Source organism: Photobacterium sp. OFAV2-7 (genome assembly GCF_022347985.1).
Taxonomy (GTDB): Bacteria; Pseudomonadota; Gammaproteobacteria; order Enterobacterales; family Vibrionaceae; genus Photobacterium.
Window position 1 is genome coordinate 1 of record NZ_JAKRFQ010000154.1, and the last position, 7597, is coordinate 7597.

At 47.6% G+C, this 7597-nt stretch carries 5 protein-coding genes; 3 read left to right on the forward strand and 2 right to left on the reverse strand.

Features of this window, described 5'->3' with window-relative positions; genetic code table 11:
• Positions 1-108: 108 nt before the first annotated feature.
• Positions 109-1299, forward strand: coding sequence for a class I SAM-dependent methyltransferase (locus MHN01_RS10515; RefSeq protein WP_239411311.1), 1191 nt, complete (start codon positions 109-111; stop codon positions 1297-1299).
• Between the two features lie 59 nt (positions 1300-1358).
• Here the strand turns inward: MHN01_RS10515 and MHN01_RS10520 are convergent, their stop codons facing one another.
• On the reverse strand, positions 1359-2120 hold the full coding sequence (locus tag MHN01_RS10520) for a sulfite exporter TauE/SafE family protein (protein ID WP_239411312.1): 762 nt from the start codon (positions 2118-2120) through the stop codon (positions 1359-1361).
• A gap of 132 nt (positions 2121-2252) precedes the next feature.
• Here MHN01_RS10520 and MHN01_RS10525 point away from each other — a divergent pair, with 132 nt between their 5' ends.
• Positions 2253-2897, forward strand: a complete 645-nt coding sequence (locus tag MHN01_RS10525) for a DUF2057 domain-containing protein (RefSeq protein WP_239411313.1) — start codon at positions 2253-2255, stop codon at positions 2895-2897.
• 74 nt (positions 2898-2971) lie between these two features.
• On the opposite strand, the gene MHN01_RS10530 is transcribed toward MHN01_RS10525, so the two are convergent.
• Entirely contained in the window at positions 2972-4204 is a 1233-nt protein-coding gene (locus MHN01_RS10530; RefSeq protein ID WP_239411314.1) for an EAL and HDOD domain-containing protein, read from the reverse strand.
• Positions 4205-4655: 451 nt separating this feature from the next.
• On the opposite strand from MHN01_RS10530, the gene MHN01_RS10535 reads away from it, so the two are divergent.
• Positions 4656-7597 (forward strand): glycosyl hydrolase family 18 protein (locus MHN01_RS10535; protein WP_239411315.1); only part of this gene is annotated, 2942 nt, incomplete at its 3' end.

Sequence of the window (7597 nt, forward strand, 5' to 3'; positions counted from 1 at the left end):
GCAAAGAGAGATAAAATTCGTTCCCATCCCGGCCACAAGATAAATTTGCTTTTCCGCCTTGCGAACAACATAATACGCGACCATTCCGAACTCCTTACTGGGCATGTCATGACAGCTTCAATTTATCTGGTTAAAGGCCGCGAAAAGTCACTTCGCCGTCGTCATCCTTGGGTCTTTTCTCGCGGTATTCAACGTATTGAAGGTAAACCTTCACTTGGGGAAACCGTCGAAATCTTCGACCATAAAGGCGAGTGGCTAGCACGTGGCGCTTATTCTCCACAATCTCAGATCCGTGTTCGGGTATGGACATTCAATAAAAACGAAGCGGTCGATGTAAACTTCTTCGTTAACCGCCTAAATAGCGCACAAGGTCTGCGCGATATACTGGCTCAGCGAGACGGCCTGACTGGCTACCGCCTTATTGCTGCTGAGTCTGACGGTATGCCGGGAATCACAATCGACCGATATCAAGACTTCTTGGTGTGCCAGCTATTAAGCGCCGGTGCCGAAGCACAGAAACAAGCGCTGGTTGAGGCGCTGAATATCTGCTACCCGGAATGCAGTGTCTATGAGCGTTCAGATGTCTCGGTACGCAAGAAAGAAGGACTGAAACAGCGCACAGGTGTACTCTCGGGTGAGGAGCCGCCAAAGTTTGTTACCATCGAGGAAAACGGCGTCAAAATCAACGTCGATATTGTCGGTGGTCATAAGACCGGGTTTTACCTCGATCAACGCGATAGCCGCCAGGGCGCGGTCAAATACGTTGACGGCAAACGCGTACTAAACTGCTTCTGTTACACTGGCGGGTTCGGCTTGTACGCCCTTAAGGGTGGTGCAAGCAAAGTAGTCAACGTTGATGTCTCGCAGCCTGCACTGGATACCGCTCGCCTAAATGCAGAAATGAACGAGCTTCCTGTTGAGAATGCAGAGTTTGTTAATGCTGACGTGTTCAAATTACTGCGTGACTACCGTGATCGCGATGAAGAATTCGATGTTGTTATCATGGATCCGCCGAAATTTGCAGAATCGAAATCTCAGCTGGTTGGCGCATGCCGCGGCTACAAAGATATCAATATGCTGGCAATGCAAATCCTCAAGCCAGGCGGCACCCTGCTGACTTACTCATGCTCTGGCCTGATGGACAATAATTTGTTCCAGAAGATCATCGCCGATGCGGCACTGGACGCCAAACGCGAGGTTCAGTTTATTGAGCGCTTCAGCCAGGCAGCCGACCATCCACTGGACAGCGCCTATCCGGAAGGCTTCTACCTGAAAGGCTTTGCGTGCTACGTTAAATAGCCGTACGCAAAAATAACAGCCTAGCAATTAAGCCAGACCAACTATAATGGTCTGGCTTTTTAATCACTCAAGGTAGCAGCAATACAGCCGCAGAGCGTCATAATAAATAGAAACCACTTTAAGGTTTCTGGCTTGGCTTTGATGGCCATCTTGACCGCCAAGTTTGCCCCGAACATGGTTCCGAATGCCAAAATTAATCCCGGTCCCCACATAACCAGGTCTTCAACGATAAATAGCCCTAACGCCACAACTGTAAATACCAAGGTACAAAGCATTTTCAGGGCATTGGCACGGACCAAGTCGTAACGCAACGTACCTGCCAAGGCAGCCAGCAGAACAAAGCCAACTCCCGCCTGTACAAAGCCCCCGTAAAAACCAGCAAGGCCCAGCCCCCACCATGAGCTTGGTGTTTCCATGACTTTTCGACTTAGCGTTCCCGGCTCCGGTGCAACAATTGACGGCTTGACGAGAATAATAAATGCCATCGCCAGCATTGTGCCAAGCAACAAGGGTTTTATCCAGCCAGACGGTGCGTAAGCCGCTGCAGCCGCTCCTAACAGCCCTCCGATGATAGTCGGGACCATAATGGGACCCGTATCCGATGTATCGAGTTTATTATGTTTACGGAACCCAACCACCGCAGTCAGCCCTTGTATGGCTACACCGACTCGGTTCGTGGCGTTAGCAACCTCTGCCGGCATTCCCATCACCATCAATGCGGGCAGTGTCAGGTTCGAACCACCGCCCGCCAGTGTATTGATTATCCCGGCTAAAAAACCTGTAGACAGCAGCAAGGCAATCTCAAGAAGCGTGATATCCATTTACTTTTCAACTTCCTATTTAAATTTCTATCAGTTATACATTAATCTCTGTGCTATACGCTACAGCATTCAGGTTATATTCAGGCCATCAGCGCCAAACTGCTGTGATAATAGAACCATCAAGGAACTGACATGAAATTTCGTACTGCCATTCTGGCCTTAGCTGCTTATGGGCTAAGTTTCTCTGCTCTCGCCAATGTCACACTAGAACTTCCCTACAGCGCCGAACTCGTTTTAGTTAACGGCGTTGAAACATCTGGCAACGATCCACTTTCACTCGAAAACGGTGAAAACCAAATAGCCTTCCGCTATCAAGATAGCTACCGTGAAAACGGCGAGCACCAGATGTTTAAATCTGATGTCGTCATCATGAAATTCTCCGGTCAGGACGCTAGCTATCAGCTTAAGCTACCAAAACTACGCACAGAACAAGACGCTCAGAGGTTCAACCGTAGCCCTTCGATAACTTTGACGGATGAGCAAGGCAACTCTGTTGAGATTCAACAAGATAAGCTGATTAAGCACGGCCTGCAATTCGGCCGTAATTTTGAAAAGGAAATTGCACAATACAACCTAACGGATAAGCCTGCTGCACTTAGATCGGCTATTGCAACAACCACACTTCCAGCCATCCTTCCGGCACCTGGCAGCACCCAGCCAACAGCTGAAGCCACACAACAAGGCCAAAACGTTGCAGAAAGTATGCTGAATTACTGGTATTCCCAAGCTGACGAAGCAACTCGAGAGCGCTTTAAAGCACGGATCAACCAGTCATAACCGAACCGCTCTGGCATCTTACTCGATCAAAAAAGGCTCAGCTGATCTGAGCCTTTTCTTCATCGGCTTATTCCTTAATTAAGCAAATATGCGTCACTCTTCATTTCCCTGAGCATTTGCCTATAAAGCCGAGGGACCAAATCAAATGAAACGCTGCTTCCCTCCGTCAGCTTGGCCAATTTTTCCCAATCAGCAGATTCGTAAGCAATAACCATATCGACTAATTGCTGCAACTCACCGCCGTTACCTGTCAGTGCCATTTTGATATCATCATGAATTTTGAGCATATCCAAGGCCTCTTCCATATCCAGGCCAAGGATATCCGGCAGGTTTGAAAACAAACCACTTAAAAAAGCCCTATCGACTACGGCCCTTCTCCGGCCCATCTTAATAGCCAGCAATTCACAAAAGCGTGCTCGACTGGTTGCCTTATTATAGATATCTTCAGGGCGAGTATCCGTAAGCTCTTGTGCCGTCAGTAACGAAATAAACTTACGCATTTTATTTTCACCAATAAAACAGATAGCCTGCTTGATTGAGTAAATATTACCTTCTCGTCCATACATGACTGAATTTAATAATGAAATTAACTTATGCGTCAACTTGGAATCAGAGGCAAGGATGTCGGTTAATTCCCGGTAACAATAATCTTCGGTCATCACATGCTGAAATACATTCAGCAATGACCCTTCCTGCAGTTTATTGTTTCTAACCTCAAATAAATCTTGCTTCGAAAACACACTGCCCTTAAAGAAGTCCACACTTAAAGTACGGTATTGATTAAATTCCTCATCAGAGGCTATATTCTCGATAATTATTCGAACGCCGTGCTTTTGTGCCTTACTTACCAACAGCTGTATTATTTCCTGGTTTTTCCCTACTGCATTTACTTTTATGTGACTGGCATATTTAAGAAACTTTTCATTTCCACTTAGCAGAGCCTTCTCGTTCAGTACGATATGATATTGGCTCTTCCTTGCGGTTCTAATTAGTTTAAGAAGCTCTGCATCAAAAACCTCATCAGGAGAAAGCTCCAGCACCAAGCTTCTCGAAGAGAAAAAATAGTCAATAATCCCCTTCAACGTCTCTCGATCAAAGGTAATGACCATCGTTTTATTATCTGAATAGCTACCTATTCCCGCTCGCTCAAGAAGCTCATTGAGGTTACGGGGATCGGACCTATCCTGGAAGACTGCCGCAGGAATACATTTATTACTCAGCTGCTCCCTATTGATAAAACTAATTTGATATGCAACCTTGATTTTTCTTGCGTTATATATCGGCTGTCTAACCGCAGAGAATTCCATTAATTTCTATTACTCTCTAATACGGACTCGTACCTAGAGCAAATACTCCATCGTTAACTTACTCAGAAAGAATACCATCACTTTTATACAAACGCACAGTAATCCAACCAAACTCCTGAGTTGATTTATATGCAACAAATTGCAACACTTACATGACAATTAGCTTCACGAAATTTATAGGTTAGATAATATCGTAATTATCTAGCCTGTAACTTCATCTGCAATTTACGGACAATTAATCATCCTACAAAATAATTGTTTCATGACACGAAACAAGGGTGAGCTTATTACATATTATCAACAGTTTTTTGCGAGTTAACATGTAAAAGACAACAATAATAGATTCCTTATTTGGTTATTTTTCTATAGTTATTTCACGGCGAAACTAAAGCATAAACACGCCGAAAATTTAACTTTACCGATAATAGAACAAAGACTTAAGGATGAAAAAATGACTCATTTGAAACACGGAAAGGTGTTAAAGCATACCTTCAGGTTAAGTGCTCTCACCGTTTCATGCCTACTCGCTTTCAACGCCCACGCCGCAATGGATTGCAGCACCGTAAAACATTGGGATAGCGCCGTTGCTTATAGCGGAGGAGCTCAGGTGCAAGAGGCGAATAAAGTTTACAAAGCCAACTGGTGGACCCAAGGCAATAACCCAACAGCCAATACCGGAGAGTGGAGCTTCGTCGATAACTGTCGTGCAGTCGGCGAGAACGTCTTACCAACAGTATCACTAACATCACCGTCAGGCTCTGCCAACCTCACAGCGGGTGACACCGTTTCGGTATCGGCCAATGCCGCAGACTCAGACGGCACAATCAGCAAAGTTGAGTTCTATGTCGGTCAAACTCTCCTAGCAACGGTCACCAGTGCTCCTTACACTGCAAACTGGACCGCAGTAGCCGGCACTCATACCATTAAAGCCAAAGCATTTGACAATCAGGGCGGCGTTTCAGAATCCGCGAAGGCTGTTACAGTACAAGAAGGCAACACTGGCAATACTGCTCCGACTGTCGACCTGACCCTCTCCACCACCTCTGTCAGCCTTGGCACCGCCGTCACATTGACATCTCAGGCCAACGATCCAGATGGTACTGTCGACAAAGTCGACTTTTTCGTCAACGGTGCGCTAGTCGGTACTTCAGCTACCGCCCCATTCACCCTGGCCTATACCCCGGCTCAGGCTGGTACGCTTAACATTCATGCCCGCGCAACAGATAACTTGGGTGCAACCTCAGACTCTGCAACAGTCCAGCTTGTAGTCAACGGCGGCGCAACAGTCAAGGACTGTCGTCCTGACGGCCTCTACCAGACCGAAGGCATTAACGTGCCATACTGTACGATCTATGATGATCAGGGCCGTGAACTAATGGGTGCCGATCACCCACGACGTGTTATCGGCTACTTTACCAGCTGGCGTGCCGGTGGTGATCCTCAAACTTCCTACTTGGTCAAAGATATTCCCTGGGAGCAGCTGACACACATTAACTATGCCTTTGTCAGTATTGGTTCTGACGGCAAGGTTAACATCGGTAATATCAATGATCCTGCCAACCCGGCAGTCGGCATGGAGTGGAACGGTGTTGAAATAGATCCTGCGCTTGGCTTCAAAGGCCACTTTGGCGCCCTGGCCACAGCGAAAGCCAAGCATGGCGTCAAGACATTGATCTCTATTGGCGGCTGGGCTGAAACCGGCGGTCACTTTGGTGCCGACGGTAAACGTGTTGCCGACGGTGGCTTCTATACCATGACCACCAATGCCGATGGCAGCATCAACCATGCTGGCATCCAGAAATTTGCTGACTCTGCCGTCGATATGATGCGCAAGTACAAGTTTGACGGCCTTGATATCGATTATGAATACCCAACATCAATGGCTGGTGCCGGTAACCCGGATGACAAAGCGTTTATGGAACCACGCCGTCAATACCTGTGGGCATCATACCAGGAGTTGATGAAAGTTCTTCGCCAAAAACTTGATCAGGCCTCAGCAAAAGATGGGATCCATTACATGCTGACCATTGCCGCACCGTCTTCAGGTTACCTGCTTCGTGGCATGGAGACGTTTGATGTCACTAAATACCTCGACTACGTAAACATCATGTCCTACGACTTGCATGGCGCATGGAATGAACATGTCGGCCACAACGCAGCGCTCTTTGATACCGGTAAAGACTCGGAGCTGGCAATGTGGGACGTGTATAACACGGCGCAGTACGGCGGAATTGGTTACCTCAATACCGACTGGGCCTACCACTACTTCCGCGGTTCAATGCCAGCAGGTCGCATCAACATAGGTGTGCCTTACTATACCCGTGGCTGGCAAGGAGTTAATGGTGGCGAGAACGGGCTATGGGGACTAGCTCCGCTACCAAATCAGGCAGAATGCCTGCCGGGTACCGGTGAAGGACAGAAGAATAATTGCGGTAATGGCGCAATGGGCATTGATAACTTGTGGCATGACAAGGGCGCCGCAGGTAATGAAATGGGAGCGGGCTCTAACCCTATGTGGCACGCTATGAACCTTGCTCAGGGGGTCTATGGTTCATATACTGCCGCTTACGGACTCACTCCGGCAACCCACCCGTTAACCGGTAACTATACCCGTCATTATGATTCTGTTGCAGTCGCCCCATGGCTGTGGAACCCAGAGAAGAAAGTGTTCTTGTCGACAGAAGATGAGCAGTCCATTAATGCTAAAGCCGATTACGTAATGAACAAAGAAATCGGCGGTATCATGTTCTGGGAACTCGCCGGTGACTATAACTGTTATGTCCTTGATACCAACGGTAACCGTACTACTGTAGATGCTACGGAAAATGCCTGTAAGACCGGCAATGGTGAGTACCATATGGGTAACACCATGACTAAGGCTATCTACGATAAGTTTAAGTCTGCGACTCCGTATGGCAATAAGATTGCCACCGGCGCAATTCCAACTGAAGCTCTTGATATCACAGTTGCAGTGGGCGGCTTTAAAGTTGGCGATCAAAACTATCCTATCAATCCGAAGTTAACCTTCACCAACAATACCGGGAAGGAAATACCGGGAGGTACCGAGTTCCAGTTCGATATTCCAGTTTCAGCCCCTGATAACGCAAAAGACCAGTCTGGCGGCGGCCTGAAAGTAATAGCCTCCGGCCATAGCCGAGCCAATAACATTGGTGGTTTGGACGGCGTAATGCACCGCGTGGCCTTCAGCCTGCCAGCATGGAAGAGCCTACCTGCAGGCGGTACGTACGAGCTGGACATGGTGTACTACCTGCCGATTTCCGGACCGGCTAACTATAGCGTGAATATAAACGGTAAAGACTATGCCTTTAAGTTCGAACAACCCACCCTGCCAATCGGCGATATCACTACAGGTGGCGGTGACAATGGTGGTGG

Excerpts from the sequence above, each read along its gene's own strand:
- MHN01_RS10515 (WP_239411311.1), top strand. The coding sequence starts at position 109 with ATGACAGCTTCAATTTATCTGGTTAAAGGCCGCGAAAAGTCACTTCGC.
- MHN01_RS10525 (WP_239411313.1), top strand. The coding sequence starts at position 2,253 with ATGAAATTTCGTACTGCCATTCTGGCCTTAGCTGCTTATGGGCTAAGT.
- MHN01_RS10530 (WP_239411314.1), bottom strand. The coding sequence starts at position 4,204 with ATGGAATTCTCTGCGGTTAGACAGCCGATATATAACGCAAGAAAAATC.
- MHN01_RS10520 (WP_239411312.1), bottom strand. The coding sequence starts at position 2,120 with ATGGATATCACGCTTCTTGAGATTGCCTTGCTGCTGTCTACAGGTTTT.